The organism is Streptococcus sp. HF-2466 (genome assembly GCF_015594645.1).
Taxonomy (GTDB): Bacteria; Bacillota; Bacilli; order Lactobacillales; family Streptococcaceae; genus Streptococcus; species Streptococcus anginosus.
Genome location: NZ_JADNQU010000009.1, coordinates 39419 through 54694 on the forward strand (window position 1 = coordinate 39419; position 15276 = coordinate 54694).

The following is a 15276-nucleotide window of genomic DNA, read 5'->3' on the forward strand; positions in this document are numbered from 1 at the left end:
TGTTATGGATACAATGGTGGCAAATTCTCTTACTGACGCTATATTCAGCGTATCAAATTTTGGATGAGTTGACGATTAACTCATCAGCTGGCTCCCCTGTTTTTGCAGGTTTTATCACTGGTCTGGTCATGGGAGATTTGAAGACTGGTTTGTTTATTGGTGGTAGTCTCCAACTCGTTGTGCTTGGGGTTGGTACATTCGGTGGTGCCTCTCGGATTGATGCAACTTCTGGTGCGGTTCTTGCAACAGCATTCTCTGTGGCAACAGGTATGAAATCAGAACTCGCTATTTCAGCTATTGCCGTTCCGGTAGCAGCCTTGCTAGTTTATACAGACGTCCTTGGACGGTTCTCTACGACTTACTTTGCACATCGTATTGATGCAGCGGTTGAAAAAATTGACTATAAAGGCATTGAACGCAATTACTTACTAGGTGCTATTCCATGGGGACTTTCACGTGCCCTTCCAGTATTTCTGGCTTTGTGGCTCGGTGGAGACGCTGTAAAAGCCTTCTCAGACTGGCTTGCCAATAATGCACAATGGATTGCAGACGGATTGATTCTTGCAGGTAAAATGCTTCCTGGTGTCGGTTTTGCAATTTTGCTTCGTTACCTTCCAGTCAAGAAAAATCTCCATTACCTTGGTTTAGGTTTTGCCATTACAGCTATGTTGAAAGTTGTTTTTGATTATATTTCAACATTGGCAGCTGCTTCAGGAGCTGTCAAACAAATCGCCACAGCTCTTGGTGGTGCAAAATTTGAAGGCCTACCAATGATTGGAATTGCGATTATTGGCTTTGCCTTGGCAACAATCAATTATAAAAATGCAACTAATAAACAAGTGGTGACTGTTGCTGCAGAACAATCAGAAAGTGGGGAAATTGACGATGACGAACTCTAATTACAAATTAACAAAAGAAGATTTTAAACAAATCAACCGTCGTAGTCTCTTTACTTTCCAATGGGGTTGGAACTACGAGCGTATGCAAGCGTCAGGCTATCTTTATATGATTTTGCCACAATTGCGCAAGATATATGGAGACGGTACGCCAGAATTAAAAGAAATGATGCGGACACATACGCAATTCTTCAACACCTCTAACTTTTTCCATACTTTAGTAACAGGGATTGACCTAGCACTTGAAGAAAATGAAGGAGTTGCGGCTAAAGATACCGTTACAGGGATTAAAACTGGTTTAATGGGGCCATTTGCCGCGATTGGCGATGCGATTTTTGGTTCTACTATTCCTGCTATTATGGGTGGTCTGGCTGCTGGACTTGCTGTTGAAGGCAATCCTCTTGGAATTTTCCTTTGGATAGCTGTGACAATCGCAATCAATGTCTTCCGTTGGAAACAATTAGAGTTTGCCCACAAAGAAGGGGTGAAATTAGTTACAACCATGCAGGACAAATTGTCTGCCATCACAGATGCTGCAACAGTTCTTGGTGTTTTCATGGTGGCGGCCTTGATTGCTACGATGATTAACTTTAAGTTTACCTATACACAAAGTTTCGGTGGTGTAACCTTCAATCTTCAAGAAACATTGGATAAAATCTTCCCACGTTTGGTGCCAGCATTGTTTACAGGTTTTGTTTATTGGCTGCTTGGTAAGAAAGGCATGAATTCAACAAAAGCAATCTTTATCGTGATTATTATTGCAATTGGTGTTTCTGCACTTTCACACTTTACTCATACACCAATCTTAGGTGTCTAAAAGGAGCTTCTCTATAAATGACAAAACAACTTGTATTGGTTAGTCACGGTCACTTTTGTGAAGAATTGAAAAAAAGCACCGAAATGATTATGGGGCCACTGGACTTCATTCATACAGTTCCTCTGCTTCCAGAGGAAGGAATAGACGACTTTACTGCTAAAGTTTCAGCGACTGTAAAAGATTTAGATGATTATATCGTCTTTGCCGACCTGCTTGGTGGAACACCTTGCAATGTCGTTAGCCGTCTGATTTTGGAAGGACTCCAAATTGAACTTTATGCAGGGATGAATATGCCAATGGTGATTGAATTTATCAATTCTGCCCTGACTGGCGTAGAAGCAAAATATATCGAAAAAGCGAACAAATACATCGTGAAAGTCAATGATGTATTAGCAGAAATGAACGATGACGAAGATGAATAAAGGAGTGTCCAGCTAATAGTCGCTGAAAAACACGTCCTTGCTTGAATTGCTCCAATGAGCAATCTGTATAACTAAGGGGGCTGGGGCAAGAAAATGGATTTCTTTGAAATCATCATTTTCTCACTCCCTTTCTTTTAGTTAGCATTGCAAAGTAGAAAGGAGAACCATGCTAGATTATACAAAGGAAGACTTGATTGAATTAGGTGCGGAAATCACCACACGGGAAATCTATCAACAGCCACAAGTTTGGCAGACGGCTTTTGAAAATTATAAAGCGCAATCTGATGAGATTGTAGCTTTTCTAAATGGGATTGGTGAAAAGCATGATTATATCAAGGTTATTTTGACAGGGGCTGGAACTTCAGCCTATGTCGGGGAGACACTTCTCCCTTATTTCAGAAAGATTTACGATGAACGCAAGTGGAACTTTAATGCCATTGCAACGACAGATATTGTAGCAAATCCTTTGGCTTATCTGCACAAGGAAGTGACGACCATTTTGGTTTCCTTTGCTCGTAGCGGCAATTCACCAGAGAGTGTTGCGGTAGTTGACTTGGCAAAAGACATAGTTGAGGAACTTTACCAAATCACGATTACATGCGCCGAAGAAGGTAAATTAGCCCAGCAAGCACACGGTGACGAACGCAATTTGCTCTTGCTCCAACCTGCACCGTCAAATGATGCTGGCTTTGCCATGACATCGAGCTTTACGTCTATGATGTTGACAGCTTTGCTCGTCTTTGATAAAGCAGATTTGGTTGCAAAAGCCGAAAAAGTTTCTGCATTGATGACATTGAGTCAAGAAGTGCTGGACTCAGCAGAAGCGATTCAAGAGATTGTTTCCTTAGATTACAACCGTGTCATTTACTTAGGAGCAGGTCCCTTCTTTGGCTTGGCGCATGAAGCTCAGCTGAAAATTTTAGAATTGACCGCAGGACAAGTGGCGACCATGTATGAAAGCCCAGTCGGATTCCGTCACGGTCCAAAGTCGTTAGTGAATGAAAAGACAGTCGTTGTGGTGTTTGGCTCGACAGATTCCTACACCAAATTATACGACCTTGACTTAGTACGAGAAGTAGCCGGAGATGAGATTGCCCGCAAGGTGATTCTATTGACAGATCAAAAAGAAGATTTGGAAAATGTTGAACAAGTCATTTTTTCTAGTCAACAGCTAGCAGATGATGTTTATCGCGTATTCCCTTATATTGTTTATGGTCAATTATTTGCCTTGTTGACAGCCCTCAAGGTGAAAAATCGTCCAGACACACCGTCTCCGACAGGCACCGTCAACCGTGTTGTGCAGGGTGTTATCATTCACTCATTTGACAAAGAATAGGAAGGAATCCATGGAAAAATTAAGAATTAGTCACGAAAAATTAGCACACTTAAAAAAACTTTCAGATGAAAATGATATTATTGGAGCTTTGGCGATTGACCAGAGAGGTTCGTTGAAAAAAATGCTGGCAAGTGGCGCACATGCTGTATCAGGAAATGAAGCGCTCATTGAATTTAAACAATTGATTTCCAGTCAGTTGACTCCGTATGCAACTTCTATCCTTTTGGATCCAGAATTCGGTGTACCTGCTACCAAATTACGTGCGCCAGAATGCGGTCTTATTGTTGCCTATGAAAAAACAGGCTATGATGCGACGACAGAAGGGCGCCTGCCAGACTTGCTACCAAATTGGTCAGCTAAACGCATGAAAGAGTTAGGCGCTGACGCAGTCAAAGTTTTGATTTACTATGATATAGATGACAAACCTGAAATCAACGACATCAAACAAGCTTGGGTAGAGCGCGTAGGAAGTGAATGTGTGGCAGAACACATTCCTTACTTCCTTGAAATCTTGACGTATGATGCAAAGCGTGATAATGTAGTAGATGCAGATTATGCGAAAGTAAAACCACACAAAGTCAATGAAGCTATGAAACTCTTTTCAGATCCACGTTACAATGTAGATGTTTTGAAAGTAGAAGTACCGGTCAATATGAATTTTGTCGAAGAGTTTACGAAAGGCGGAGTTGAAGCTGTCTACAACCTCGCGGAAGCCAAGACATTTTTCAAAGAGCAGTCTGATGCAACTCATCTGCCCTTTATTTTCTTGAGTGCTGGAGTTAGTGCAGAACTTTTCCAGGAAACGCTCAAAGTGGCGCGTGAGGCAGGCTCTCAATTTAACGGTGTCCTTTGTGGCCGTGCTACTTGGAAAGACGCAGTTACGGTCTTTGCAGATCAAGGAGCGGATGCAGCTAAAGCTTGGCTAGATGAAGCGGGGCGTCAAAATATTGAAGACTTGAATCGTGTTTTACGTGAAACAGCTGTTTCGTGGACGGAAAAACTAAAAATTTAAAATAGGAAAACATAAATTTGTAATAAAAATAAGGAAAGTTGTATGAAATCTTATCAAGAAGCTATTTTTGGAACATTTCAAGGAAAAGATATTGTTGCTTATACATTTGAAAATGACTTGGGCTATCGTTTGAAAGTCATGACTTATGGTGCGACTGTCTTAGAGTATGTCACTCCGGATAAAAATCATGAATTTGCAAATATCGTGGTGGGGTTTGATCATTTTGATGCCTATGTAGGCAACAGCCCTAAATATGGTGCAAGCGTCGGACCAGTTGCAGGACGGATTGCAAAAGCACAGTTTGAGCTGAATGGCGAAACCTATCAGTTAGAAGTCAACAACGCAGAAAATTGCAATCATAGCGGTTCTACTGGCTGGGACAGTGCTATTTTTCAAGTTGAGGAAGTCACAAATGAAGGCGTCACTTTCTATACCGAACGTGCAGATGGAACGGGTGGTTTTCCGGGAAATCTGAAAGTCTGGGTTTCTTATACTTTAACGGAACTAGGTGAGTTAGAGATTTCTTACCAAGTTCAGACGGACAAGGATACCTTGGTCAATCCAACCAATCACAGTTACTTCAACTTATCAGGTGATTTCAGCCAACCAATTGATAACTGTATCTTGCAGTTGAATACCTTAGGTGTATTTCCAATCGCACCGGACGGCGTGCCTGCTAAAATGTCAGATTCAGAGCGGGGGTTTGTCAAAGATCTAACAAAAGGTGTGGCTTTTAAAGATATTTTTGCCAATCAAGATGAGCAGATTCAGATTGTGTTCGGCTTGGATCATCCGTTTGCATTGAAAAAAGGAGAGAAAGAAGCAGGTTCCTTGTATGATCCTAAATCCGGTCGCCTTTTGACATTTAAAACAAGTGCGCCATGCCTAGTGACTTACTCAGCAAACTTTGTAGATGATACGGTCATTTTAAATGGACAATCCATGATTCAACACAATGGCTTGGCTCTTGAAACCCAAGCCCTACCAGATGCCATTCACAGCGACCTGAAAGCTGATGTTATCTTGAAAGCAGGTGAGGTTTTTACCAGCACAACCATTTATCATGCAACAGGCAAATGAAAATGAATATTAAAAACGGCAGTACATTTTTCTGTCGTTTTTGATTTAAGACATTTAGTATCATCAAACATCATCATAATCTCACTTCCTTTGATTTCTATTTGTAAAATCTAAGGTTAAACCAGCTTACCAACCTGATTTTTTGCTATAATAGTATTTATGAGTAGAATTTTGGATAATGAATTGATGGGAGACGAGGAGCTCGTAGAGCGCACATTGCGTCCCCAGTATTTACAAGAATATATTGGGCAAGACAAGGTCAAAAATCAGCTGAAAATTTTCATTGAGGCAGCTAAAATGCGAGATGAAGCGCTAGATCACACGTTGCTTTTTGGACCTCCAGGGTTGGGAAAAACCACTATGGCTTTTGTCATTGCCAATGAACTGGGAGTCAATCTCAAGCAAACTTCGGGTCCAGTTGTTGAGAAAGCGGGCGATTTGGTGGCAATCTTGAACGATTTGGAGCCGGGAGATGTTCTCTTTATTGATGAGATTCACCGCTTGCCTATGTCTGTTGAAGAGGTGCTCTATAGCGCTATGGAGGACTTTTACATTGATATTATGATTGGCTCTGGCGAGACCAGTCGTAGTGTTCACTTGGATTTGCCACCGTTTACCTTGATTGGCGCTACGACCAGAGCTGGTATGCTGTCCAATCCTTTACGGGCTCGTTTTGGCATTACTGGTCACATGGAATATTATGCAGAAGCAGATTTGACGGAGATTGTGGAGCGGACGGCAGACATCTTTGAAATGGAGATTACGCATGAAGCAGCTGAAGAATTAGCACTGCGTAGCCGAGGCACGCCTCGGATTGCCAATCGACTTCTTAAACGCGTACGAGATTTTGCTCAGATTATGGGTGACGGGCTGATTGATGACCAAATTACTGATCAAGCCCTGACGATGCTGGATGTGGATCAGGAAGGTCTAGATTATGTGGATCAGAAGATTCTCAAGACCATGATTGAAGTGTATGGCGGCGGACCAGTTGGTCTGGGGACTCTGTCTGTCAATATCGCAGAAGAGCAAGAAACGGTCGAAGACATGTATGAGCCTTATTTGATCCAGAAAGGCTTTGTTATGCGAACTCGAACAGGGCGCGTGGCAACTCGTAAAGCTTACGAGCATTTGGGTTATGAATATTTGGAGAAATAACATGCTGTCCGAAAAAGAGATTTTACATGCGTTTTCATCAGACCAAGATATGATGACTATCTTACAGATTATCTATGACTTGCAATTGAAAGACAGCTGGCTTTGTGCTGGTTCGGTGCGAAATTTCATCTGGAATATCCTGTCGGACAAGCCCGGCTTTGATACAGAGACGGATGTGGATGTAATCTTCTTTGACCCAGATATTTCTTACGAGGAAACGCTCAATATTGAAAATCGACTCAAGCGAGAATTTCCACATTACCATTGGGAAGTCAATAATCAAGTCTATATGCATATCTACAGTCCAAATACCCAATCTTATACTAACTCGCAAGATGCCATGAGTAAATATCCAGAGCGCTGTACAGCTGTGGGTTTACGTTTGTTGGATAATAGACAGCTGGAACTCTTTGCGCCTTATGGCTTAGACGACATTCTCCATTTTCGTGTTCAGCCGACTCCGCATTTCTTAACAGATCCAGCGAGAAAAGCTCTTTATGAACAACGACTGAGCAAAAAGAATTGGCAGAAGAAGTGGAACAATCTTCAAATTGAATTTCTTTAAAATTTCTCAAAAATAGTAAAATCTTTAAGAAAAATTTAAGTCAGAATCGGTATACTATAATCACAAGTTGAGAAGAACTTAACTTGAACTCCTAAAAACTTTTCTTTTTCATAATAATCTCCCTATAAGAGTCGCCCAATCGGCGGCTTTTGTGTTTTTAAAAGAATTCAAAAATTCTCAGGGGTTTAAATTCCTATTTTTTTAGATTTTGTTATAATAGTAAAGAGGTCTATGCTATGAAAAAAATTGTGTTTGTTTGCTTGGGAAATATCTGTCGCAGTCCAATGGCAGAATTTGTGATGAAAGATTTGACAGATGGTGTTTATGTTGAAAGTCGTGCGACTTCGGATTGGGAGCATGGTAATCCAATCCATTCGGGAACGCAGGCGATTTTTAAGAAATATGCCATTCCTTACGACCAAAGCAAAACTTCTCAACAAATTTCACAGCAGGATTTTGTAGACTTTGATTATATTATAGGAATGGACGAATCCAATTTTCAAGATTTAAGGAAAATCGCACCGGGAAAATATCTGGAGAAAGTATTTCAATTTGAAGAGAGAAGTGTGCCAGATCCTTGGTACACAGGTGATTTTGACGAGACTTACCACCTTGTTTTGGTAGGTTGTCAGAAATGGATTGAGCGCATAAAGAGCGAAGATTAGTGGAGAGAATGGACATATTAAAAGAATTTTACGAAAAGTACAAAATTTATCTCACAAGGCATAATTTAGAGTTGCTAACAGTAACAGTTATTGTCATATCAGCGATTGTTGCCTTTACATCAGGGATTCCAAGTCAAGGGGCTTTGACGTTGGATAAAGGAGCAATCAAGTACAATGGCAGCCTTGTTCGTGGGAAAATGAGTGGACAAGGAACCTTGACTTTTAAAAATGGCGATGTCTATAAAGGGCATTTTAAAAATGGAACGTTTAATGGGCAAGGAACTTTTACCGCTAAAGCTGGCTGGAAGTATGAAGGAAATTTTGTAAATGGTCAAGCAGATGGTCAAGGAAAATTGACGACAGAGGACAATGTTGTCTACAAGGGAAAGTTTAAACAGGGGATTTATCAAAATGCGCGTTAAATGGTTTTCATTAGTGAGGATTACAGGGTTACTTCTGGTCCTGCTCTACCATTTCTTCCAGAAAGCTTTTCCTGGCGGTTTTATTGGTGTGGATATTTTCTTCACTTTCTCAGGCTTTTTGATTACATCTCTCTTGATTGATGAATTTGCCAGAAACAAGGGAATTGACATCAAAGGATTTCTGAGACGGCGATTTTATCGGATTGTGCCGCCGCTTGTGCTAATGATTTTGGTTGTTATGCCTTTCACGCTTTTAATTCGGAGAGATTTTGTGGCGGGGATTGGAACGCAAATCGCTGCTGCCTTCGGCTTTATGACCAATTTCTATGAAATCTTGTCCGGTGGAAATTACGAAAGCCAATTCATCCCGCACCTTTTTGTGCACACTTGGAGCTTGGCTTTGGAAATGCACTACTATATTTTATGGGGGTTGGCAACATGGTATTTAGCAAAGAAAAGTAAGAACGTTGGACAATTTCGTGGTGTCATCTTTCTTGTTTCGTCTGCTTTGTTCTTCATTAGTTTTCTTTCTATGTTTGTCAGAGGTTTTTTCTCTTCAAACTTTTCTGTGATTTACTTTTCGAGTTTTACTCATATCTTCCCATTTTTTGTAGGAAGTGTTCTAGCTACGGTTTCAGGTGTGAGCGACTTGGGAGCACCTTTCCATAAAATAGAGCAAGCGCTTGATTTGAAAAAAACCTTTTATCTACTTGGTGGAAGTTTTGTAGCTTTGCTACTGTTGACTTTTCTTCTGAGGTTTGACAATTTATTGACTTATCTGTTTGGTTTTCTTCTTGCAACGGTATTTTCAGTAGTGATGATTTTAGCAACACGTGTGCTCCATGAGAAGACGCCACATGTTGATGAGCCACCGATTATAACTTTCATTGCAGATACGAGCTACGGTGTCTATTTGTTCCATTGGCCATTCTATATCATTTTCTCTCAATTGATGAGCAATGGTTTAGCTGTGCTTTTGACAACCATTCTCTCCTTTGTTTTCGCTGCTGGCTCTTTTTACCTTTTGGAGCCAACATTAGCAGGTAAAGAGCCCAAAGTATTTGGCTTGAAAATGAATATTAAGCAGATCACAACACCTGTATTTTATAGTTTAATTCCTTTTACCTTGATAACATTGATCATTATGATAACTGCTCCCAAAATCGGTGCCTTTGAAGAAAATTTATTGGTCAATGGACTCAATCAAGCTGATAATAAAATGCAAATCACTCGTACACAGGTTGATCATGCGACAGCCAGCCAATACAATGTTACGAAAGGAACAACTGTTATCGGAGATTCTGTTGCTTTACGGGCAAGTGAATGGCTCAAACAAGCTATGCCAGAGGCTCAAGTAGATGCAGCTGTTAGCCGTAATTTAGCATCAGGATTGGAGGTTTATCAAACAGATATTTCCAATAAAGTGCTTCTGGAAAATGTTGTGCTAGCGTTGGGCGCTAATACTGTTGACAACTATGAAAGTCTGCTCAATCAATTTATTGCAAAATTACCGAAAGGTCATCGCTTAATCTTGGTAACGCCTTATGACGGACGCACAGCGCATGATGGGACCAGTATCGCTGTAAAAACACGTCAGTATGAATTGGAATTGGCTAAAAAATACGATTATGTCTTTGTAGCAGATTGGTATCAGGTAGCTATCGAACATCCTGAAATTTGGTACGGTACAGACTACGTACACTTTGGTTCAGAGTCGACTACAATCACCAAGGGTGGAGAACTTTATGCTCAAACCGTCAAACAAACGATTGAGGAGGCAACGAAAAAAGGAACCGTTAAGAAATAATAGTAAATAAATTAGGAGTCATGGATTGCATTGCGATTCATGGCTTTTGTGTAGCGTAAGAAGTGAGTGTCATGTGAGCGGAGTAAATAAGGCAGCAAAAAAGGCTCTTTGATACAATCTTTTCGCCTATAAAACCTTGGCTCAAGTATGTGAAATATATTTTTTGTGTTTTGAAATTCACAAACAATGCTTTAAGACACAGCAGAAAACACATATTTTGAAACAAATTCACAATATAAAAGAAAAAGTTTGTGAAGTTTACTTGAAAGTGTTTACAAGAGAAAGAAAATAAGGTATAATAATCTTGTGAAAAAATTAACAAAGGATTTTTAAAAATCCTGAGAACCATTGGAGGAACACATGGCTGATAAAAAAACATTAACTCCCGAAGAAAAAAAGTTAGCTGCTGAAAAGCATGTTGACGAACTTGTTCAAAAAGGGCTAATTGCTCTAGAAGAAATGAGAAAATTAAATCAAGAACAAGTAGACTACATTGTTGCAAAAGCTTCAGTTGCTGCTCTTGATGCACATGGTATCTTAGCAGAACATGCTGTTAAAGAAACAGGTCGCGGTGTCTTTGAAGACAAAGCAACAAAAAACCTTTTTGCCTGCGAACATGTTGTTAACAATATGCGTGGTGTTAAAACTGTTGGTGTGATTGAAGATGATCCTATTACAGGTTTAACGAAAATTGCTGAACCAGTCGGAGTAATCTGCGGAATCACTCCAACGACCAACCCAACTTCAACAGCGATTTTTAAATCATTGATTTCGTTGAAAACGCGGAATCCAATTATCTTTGCTTTCCACCCATCTGCTCAAGAATCTTCTGCTCATGCGGCACAAATCGTACGTGATGCAGCGATTGCAGCAGGTGCACCTGAAAACTGTGTTCAATGGATTACACAGCCATCTATGGAAGCAACAACAGCTTTGATGAACCACGAAGGGATTGCAACAATCCTTGCGACTGGTGGGAACGCCATGGTAAAAGCTGCTTATTCATGCGGCAAACCTGCTCTTGGAGTTGGTGCTGGTAATGTTCCAGCTTACGTTGAAAAATCAGCAAATATCCGCCAAGCAGCACATGATATCGTGATGTCCAAATCATTTGATAATGGTATGGTCTGTGCATCTGAGCAAGCCGTGATCATTGATAAAGAAATCTATGATGAATTTGTAGAAGAATTCAAATCTTACCATACTTACTTTGTCAACAAAAAAGAAAAAGCGCTTTTGGAAGAATTCTGTTTTGGTGCAAAAGCCAACAGCAAGAACTGCGCTGGTGCAAAATTGAACCCAAATATTGTTGGTAAACCAGCTACATGGATTGCTGAGCAAGCAGGATTCAAAGTACCAAAAGGTACAAATATCTTGGCTGCTGAATGTGCAGAAGTTGGAATTAAAGAACCATTGACTCGTGAAAAATTATCACCTGTTATTGCAGTTTTGAAAGCTGAAGATACTGAAGATGGACTTAAAAAAGCTCGTCAAATGGTTGAATTTAATGGTCTAGGACACTCAGCTGCTATCCATACAAAAGACGAAGCTCTTGCAAAACGTTTCGGTACGGAAATAAAGGCAATGCGTATCATCTGGAACTCTCCATCTACCTTTGGTGGTATCGGTGATGTATATAACGCCTTCATTCCATCATTAACACTTGGATGTGGTTCATACGGACACAACTCAGTTGGTGATAACGTATCAGCTATCAACCTTCTTAACATCAAGAAAGTAGGGAAACGTAGAAATAATATGCAATGGTTTAAAGTTCCTTCAAAAATCTACTTCGAACGTAACTCAATCCAATACCTTCAAACTTGCGAAGGTATCGAACGTGTCATGATTGTTACCGATAAATCAATTGAAAAACTCGGTTTTGTACAACGTGTGATTGACCAATTGAATCTTCGTAAAAACAAAGTCACGATTCAAGTCTTCTCAGATGTTGAACCAGATCCAGATATCACAACAGTTCGTCGTGGTGTTGAAGTAATGCGCTCGTTTGAACCAGATACTATCATTGCCCTTGGTGGTGGCTCACCAATGGATGCGGCTAAAGGTATGTGGATGTTCTATGAACAGCCAGACGTTGACTTCGGTGACCTCGTTCAAAAATTCATGGATATCCGTAAACGTGCCTTCAAATTCCCATCACTTGGTAAGAAAGCTCAATATATTGGTATTCCAACAACATCTGGTACAGGTTCAGAAGTAACACCGTTTGCAGTTATCTCTGATAAGGCAAATAATCGTAAATACCCTATCACTGACTATGCATTGACACCAACCATTGCAATTGTTGATCCTGCTTTGGTAGAATCTGTTCCAGCATTTATTGCTGCTGACACAGGTATGGATGTCTTGACACACGCAACTGAAGCTTATACTTCTAACTTTGCCAATGACTATACAGATGGTATTGCTCTTCAAACTATCAAGTTAGTCTTCAAATACTTGGAAAAATCTGTAAAAACGGCTGACTCAGAAGCCCGTGAAAAGATGCACAATGCCTCTACAATGGCTGGTATGGCTTTTGCAAATGCCTTCCTTGGAATGAGTCACTCAATGGCGCATAAGATTGGTGCTGTTCACCACACCATTCACGGACGTACAAATGCTATTTTACTTCCTTATGTTATCCGTTATAATGGAACTCGTCCATCTAAAACTACAACATGGCCTAAGTACAATTACTGGAAAGCTGATGAAAAATTCCAAGATATCGCTCGTATGCTAGGTCTTCCTTGCTCAACACCAGAAGAAGCGGTTGAAGCGTATGCTAAAGCTGTTTATGACCTTGGTGTAGCGGTTGGTATCAAGATGAACTTTAAAGATCAAGGTATTGATGAAAAAACTTGGAAAGATAGCTTACATGATATTGCCGTTCTTGCTTATGAAGACCAATGTTCACCAGCAAATCCACGCTTGCCAATAGTTACTGACATGGAAGAAATTATGGCTGATGCCTACTATGGCTATGCAGAACGTCCAGGACGTCGTAAATAGACAGTAAAGTTTGTTCTAATTTGAATCGTTCGTCATTGTACAGACAATGTATTCAGATTTTTAGACATAAATCAGTTTATCAGTCACCATCTCCCTGCTTTTGTAGGGAGATTTTTCTATTTGGAGAGAGTGTCCTTTCTCTTGCTTAATATTGTATGCGTTTTCCTGTAAACTAGTTGTGAAAAAAGGAGGGCGGTCATGTTTCAATTGTTGGTATTTGATAGGGACGATGTCATTGTGGATACAGAAAATCTTATACTTCTCTTTTCCCTAAAATATCATAATAGACTGATAAGTTTTGAATCTGTAAATTTGATACTAAAATAATGAAAAGTTGATGTTAAAGCATTATGAGTGTTATAATATAATTGTGTAAACGGTTTCTAAAATGGATGATATTTATAAAAATAAGGAGGAAATATAATGTCAGTATTTTATGTTCCATCAGTTAATCTTATTGGTTGTGGTGTGATTAATGAAATAGGTGGTCATATCAAAGAGTTGGGGTATAAGAAAGCTCTCTTGGTGACAGACCATTATATTGCAAGTAGTGACATTTTACCTAAGGTAACTGCACCACTTGATAAGGAAGGCATTGAGTATGTCGTTTTTAGTGATGTTGAGCCAAATCCAACTGTTAAAAATGTTGAAGATGGTTTAGCTGTTTTGCGAGATAATAATTGTGATTTTATTATTTCACTTGGTGGTGGTTCGCCGCAAGATGCTGCAAGTAGTATTTCAATTCTTGCAACGAATGGTGGGCGTCCGCAAGATTACGAAGGTGTTCACAAATCAAAGGAAAAAGGCTTGCCGGTTGTAGCAATCAATACGACAGCAGGAACATCAGCTGAAATCACGATTAACTATGTTATTACTGATGAAGAGCGTAAAGTGAAAATGGTTATGGTTGATAAGAATAGCCTTGCGCTCCTGTCAGTAAATGATCCGGAATTGATGATTTCAAAACCAAAAGCTTTGACAGCTGCCACGGGTATGGATGCCCTTACACATGCGGTTGAAGCTTTGGTAACACCAGGTGCGTACAATGTGACGAAAAAATTATCTATTGGTGCCATTGAGTTAATTAAAGAATTTTTACCACGTGCTGTTGAAAATGGCCATGACATTGAAGCACGCGAAGCGATGGTTAATGCGATTTTCCTAGGTGGTATGGCCTTTAATAATGCTGGGCTAGGTTATGTACATTCTATGGCTCATCAACTTGGAGCAGTTTACAATCTTCCTCACGGTGTTTGTTGTGCCATGCTTTTACCGATTGTAGAGCGTGAAAATGCAAAACGTGTGCCAGAAGCATTCCGAAATGTTGCAAAAGCTCTTGGTCTCCATACGGAAGGCAAAAGTGATAAAGAATGCGCTGATTATGCCATTTCTGAAATTGAAAAATTATCAGCAACTGTGGGTATTCCGAAAAAATTGACAGAACTGGACATTAAAGAAGAGGAATTTGATTTTGAATACCTTTCTAAAAATGCACTCGTTGATGCTTGTGCACCAGGAAATCCATTTATGCCGACGCTAGAAGAAACGATTGCTCTTTACAAAGAATTGTTTTAAGCACTGATTTGTCATAAAAATAAGCTACCGATGAAATTTTCGGTAGCTTATTTACGTTTTCAATTTTTATGCTTGCCCAATATGTCCCCTACCTCTGGTTCGTTCGTAAAATAAAATTGGCAAATATTGACTGATAATCTTTTGTGAGAAGTCGCGTGGCATAAAATATTATAAAACACTTCAACGGACTTTTTAAAAAGAAATTTAGACGGACGCCAGGACAATATCGCAAAGAACACCAGCACTGAGAAACTTTTAAACTTTTATTCAAAAGCGACTCTGGCTGATACTCCTGAAAAAAGTGTTCCCCCTTGCTAATTCTATTATAAGGTCTCCATTCTGGAAAATTCTTGGGGGAAAGCTTGTGACGATATGGTAGATAGCACTCGCAGAGATGTAGTCTTTTTGCATGCCTCAGAGGCAATTTGATATGATTATAATATCATGTCAATATAATTTATTCTCTGAAACTACTTTCAAGATTTAAGAGAAAAGTAATTGTTATTAGA

13 protein-coding genes are annotated in these 15276 nt (G+C 39.8%); all 13 read left to right on the top strand.

Going from position 1 to position 15276, the window contains the following annotated elements; all coding sequences use genetic code 11:
- The first annotated feature begins 8 nt into the window (after positions 1-8).
- The 13 genes from IYQ91_RS07690 (at position 9) to IYQ91_RS07750 (ending at position 14767) form a co-directional block, all read left to right on the top strand.
- Entirely contained in the window at positions 9-899 is an 891-nt protein-coding gene (locus IYQ91_RS07690; protein WP_126468017.1) for a PTS mannose/fructose/sorbose/N-acetylgalactosamine transporter subunit IIC, read from the top strand.
- Positions 886-1713: a PTS system mannose/fructose/sorbose family transporter subunit IID gene (locus IYQ91_RS07695; protein ID WP_049517244.1), complete on the top strand. Its 828-nt coding sequence runs from the start codon at positions 886-888 to the stop codon at positions 1711-1713. The genes IYQ91_RS07690 and IYQ91_RS07695 overlap by 14 nt, the downstream gene beginning before the upstream one ends.
- A 17-nt stretch (positions 1714-1730) precedes the next feature.
- A complete protein-coding gene (locus IYQ91_RS07700) occupies positions 1731-2135 on the top strand; it encodes a PTS sugar transporter subunit IIA (RefSeq protein ID WP_195673515.1) in 405 nt (134 codons plus the stop codon).
- A 166-nt stretch (positions 2136-2301) separates the two neighbouring features.
- Positions 2302-3471 carry an SIS domain-containing protein gene (locus IYQ91_RS07705; protein ID WP_195673516.1) on the top strand — a complete coding sequence of 390 codons (1170 nt, stop codon included), beginning with the start codon at positions 2302-2304 and terminating at the stop codon, positions 3469-3471.
- Positions 3472-3481: 10 nt separating this feature from the next.
- Positions 3482-4483, top strand: a complete 1002-nt coding sequence (lacD, locus tag IYQ91_RS07710; RefSeq protein WP_126466369.1) for a tagatose-bisphosphate aldolase — start codon at positions 3482-3484, stop codon at positions 4481-4483.
- A 42-nt stretch (positions 4484-4525) separates the two neighbouring features.
- Complete coding sequence (locus tag IYQ91_RS07715; RefSeq protein WP_195673517.1) at positions 4526-5563, top strand: aldose epimerase family protein; 1038 nt, start codon at positions 4526-4528, stop codon at positions 5561-5563.
- A gap of 159 nt (positions 5564-5722) precedes the next feature.
- Positions 5723-6721: a Holliday junction branch migration DNA helicase RuvB gene (gene ruvB, locus IYQ91_RS07720; RefSeq protein ID WP_195673518.1), complete on the top strand. Its 999-nt coding sequence runs from the start codon at positions 5723-5725 to the stop codon at positions 6719-6721.
- A gap of 1 nt (position 6722) precedes the next feature.
- The gene (locus IYQ91_RS07725; protein WP_195673519.1) at positions 6723-7286 is read left to right on the top strand and encodes a nucleotidyltransferase family protein; all 564 of its coding nucleotides are present in this window, start codon (positions 6723-6725) and stop codon (positions 7284-7286) included.
- 236 nt (positions 7287-7522) lie between these two features.
- Entirely contained in the window at positions 7523-7951 is a 429-nt protein-coding gene (locus IYQ91_RS07730) for a low molecular weight protein-tyrosine-phosphatase (RefSeq protein ID WP_195673520.1), read from the top strand.
- Positions 7952-7959: 8 nt separating this feature from the next.
- Positions 7960-8373, top strand: coding sequence for an MORN repeat-containing protein (locus IYQ91_RS07735; protein ID WP_195673521.1), 414 nt, complete (start codon positions 7960-7962; stop codon positions 8371-8373).
- The gene (locus IYQ91_RS07740; RefSeq protein ID WP_195673522.1) at positions 8363-10180 is read left to right on the top strand and encodes an acyltransferase family protein; all 1818 of its coding nucleotides are present in this window, start codon (positions 8363-8365) and stop codon (positions 10178-10180) included. The genes IYQ91_RS07735 and IYQ91_RS07740 overlap by 11 nt, the downstream gene beginning before the upstream one ends.
- Positions 10181-10540: 360 nt before the next feature.
- Positions 10541-13192 (top strand): bifunctional acetaldehyde-CoA/alcohol dehydrogenase, encoded by a 2652-nt coding sequence (adhE, locus tag IYQ91_RS07745; protein ID WP_195673523.1) that lies wholly within the window; start codon positions 10541-10543, stop codon positions 13190-13192.
- A gap of 423 nt (positions 13193-13615) precedes the next feature.
- Positions 13616-14767 (top strand): iron-containing alcohol dehydrogenase, encoded by a 1152-nt coding sequence (locus tag IYQ91_RS07750; protein WP_195673524.1) that lies wholly within the window; start codon positions 13616-13618, stop codon positions 14765-14767.
- Positions 14768-15276 lie beyond the last annotated feature (509 nt).

What these genes read in the sequence shown, in the direction of transcription:
- IYQ91_RS07695 (WP_049517244.1), top strand. Translation starts at nt 886, where the DNA reads ATGACGAACTCTAATTACAAATTAACAAAAGAAGATTTTAAACAAATC.
- IYQ91_RS07700 (WP_195673515.1), top strand. Translation starts at nt 1,731, where the DNA reads ATGACAAAACAACTTGTATTGGTTAGTCACGGTCACTTTTGTGAAGAA.
- IYQ91_RS07705 (WP_195673516.1), top strand. Translation starts at nt 2,302, where the DNA reads ATGCTAGATTATACAAAGGAAGACTTGATTGAATTAGGTGCGGAAATC.
- lacD (WP_126466369.1), top strand. Translation starts at nt 3,482, where the DNA reads ATGGAAAAATTAAGAATTAGTCACGAAAAATTAGCACACTTAAAAAAA.
- IYQ91_RS07715 (WP_195673517.1), top strand. Translation starts at nt 4,526, where the DNA reads ATGAAATCTTATCAAGAAGCTATTTTTGGAACATTTCAAGGAAAAGAT.
- ruvB (WP_195673518.1), top strand. Translation starts at nt 5,723, where the DNA reads ATGAGTAGAATTTTGGATAATGAATTGATGGGAGACGAGGAGCTCGTA.
- IYQ91_RS07725 (WP_195673519.1), top strand. Translation starts at nt 6,723, where the DNA reads ATGCTGTCCGAAAAAGAGATTTTACATGCGTTTTCATCAGACCAAGAT.
- IYQ91_RS07730 (WP_195673520.1), top strand. Translation starts at nt 7,523, where the DNA reads ATGAAAAAAATTGTGTTTGTTTGCTTGGGAAATATCTGTCGCAGTCCA.
- IYQ91_RS07735 (WP_195673521.1), top strand. Translation starts at nt 7,960, where the DNA reads ATGGACATATTAAAAGAATTTTACGAAAAGTACAAAATTTATCTCACA.
- IYQ91_RS07740 (WP_195673522.1), top strand. Translation starts at nt 8,363, where the DNA reads ATGCGCGTTAAATGGTTTTCATTAGTGAGGATTACAGGGTTACTTCTG.
- adhE (WP_195673523.1), top strand. Translation starts at nt 10,541, where the DNA reads ATGGCTGATAAAAAAACATTAACTCCCGAAGAAAAAAAGTTAGCTGCT.
- IYQ91_RS07750 (WP_195673524.1), top strand. Translation starts at nt 13,616, where the DNA reads ATGTCAGTATTTTATGTTCCATCAGTTAATCTTATTGGTTGTGGTGTG.